The sequence below is a fragment of the Acinetobacter sp. CIP 102529 genome (genome assembly GCF_000368325.1).
In the GTDB taxonomy this organism is placed as follows: Bacteria; Pseudomonadota; Gammaproteobacteria; order Pseudomonadales; family Moraxellaceae; genus Acinetobacter; species Acinetobacter parvus.
The window spans coordinates 190,295-191,886 of record NZ_KB849354.1; the positions used below are offsets into that span (position 1 = coordinate 190,295).

1 CRISPR repeat array is annotated in these 1,592 nt (G+C 40.8%).

Annotation, left to right across the window (positions count from 1 at the left end):
- The first annotated feature begins 3 nt into the window (after window positions 1-3).
- Window positions 4-1,592: a CRISPR direct-repeat array (repeat unit 28 nt; unit sequence TTTCTAAATGGCGTATGTCGCCATGAAC).

Sequence of the window (1,592 nt, forward strand, 5' to 3'; positions counted from 1 at the left end):
GGGTTTCTAAATGGCGTATGTCGCCATGAACTTCAAGGAACAACTTGTATTTATGACTTTAACTTTCTAAATGGCGTATGTCGCCATGAACGTGCTTCGTCATAAATCACAATTGAGTTGTCATTTCTAAATGGCGTATGTCGCCATGAACCTAAGTTTTGTAAATAGTTGGGCATTGGCACATTTCTAAATGGCGTATGTCGCCATGAACATTTATCAGCAGGGGTTCAGGGGAATTTTTGATTTCTAAATGGCGTATGTCGCCATGAACACAAGTACATCCTACGGATTTTCCAAGAATGTCTTTCTAAATGGCGTATGTCGCCATGAACCTTTTAAAACAATATGCGGAGTACCAATTGTCTTTCTAAATGGCGTATGTCGCCATGAACCTAAGGAGAATATAGATGTTAAACGCTGTTACTTTCTAAATGGCGTATGTCGCCATGAACGGCTAGTGCGTGACGGCTTTGTATCGTTATCATTTCTAAATGGCGTATGTCGCCATGAACTCATACGATCATTCAAAACACTTAAAACAAAGTTTCTAAATGGCGTATGTCGCCATGAACATAACGCATGTTGAAATGTCTTATCTTCTGTTTTTCTAAATGGCGTATGTCGCCATGAACTATTCCGCTGCTCCTCTCTGCATAAACTAATTTTTCTAAATGGCGTATGTCGCCATGAACGCTTGTTTGGTGTTCCTGCCGCATATAGTGCATTTCTAAATGGCGTATGTCGCCATGAACAGTTTGATGCTGAATACTTCATGGATGGAAATTTTCTAAATGGCGTATGTCGCCATGAACTATCAGGGCAGTCATGCTGCTCTGGCGAGAATTTTCTAAATGGCGTATGTCGCCATGAACTACAGCAACGCTCTCGCTCTTACAATCGCAATTTTCTAAATGGCGTATGTCGCCATGAACTTGCTCAACAAGTAATTTCAAACGCTGCTGGCTTTCTAAATGGCGTATGTCGCCATGAACCGTGATGTTCCTGATAATTCTATTATTTTTATTTTCTAAATGGCGTATGTCGCCATGAACATTTTCTGTGACTGGGCACCGTCAATATGTCATTTCTAAATGGCGTATGTCGCCATGAACAAAATATTGAGATACAGAAACGTATAGATTCATTTCTAAATGGCGTATGTCGCCATGAACATTAGACAGGAACTACTACAGCACCACAGTGATTTCTAAATGGCGTATGTCGCCATGAACGGATTGAAGGCATTTTCAAGCACCGAGGGCATTTTCTAAATGGCGTATGTCGCCATGAACGGCTTGTGATACGTCCAGTTTTGTCCCCTGTTTTTCTAAATGGCGTATGTCGCCATGAACTATTGGGTTCTGCATTAAAACGAATGTTAATATTTCTAAATGGCGTATGTCGCCATGAACGCGTGGCGACTGTGTTATGAACCAAATATCATTTTCTAAATGGCGTATGTCGCCATGAACTTGTATTGTTCAACGTGCTTGTCATTCTTATTTTTCTAAATGGCGTATGTCGCCATGAACAGATTCTGGATGTTCAAGTAAAACCCACTTCTTTTCTAAATGGCGTATGTCGCCATGAAC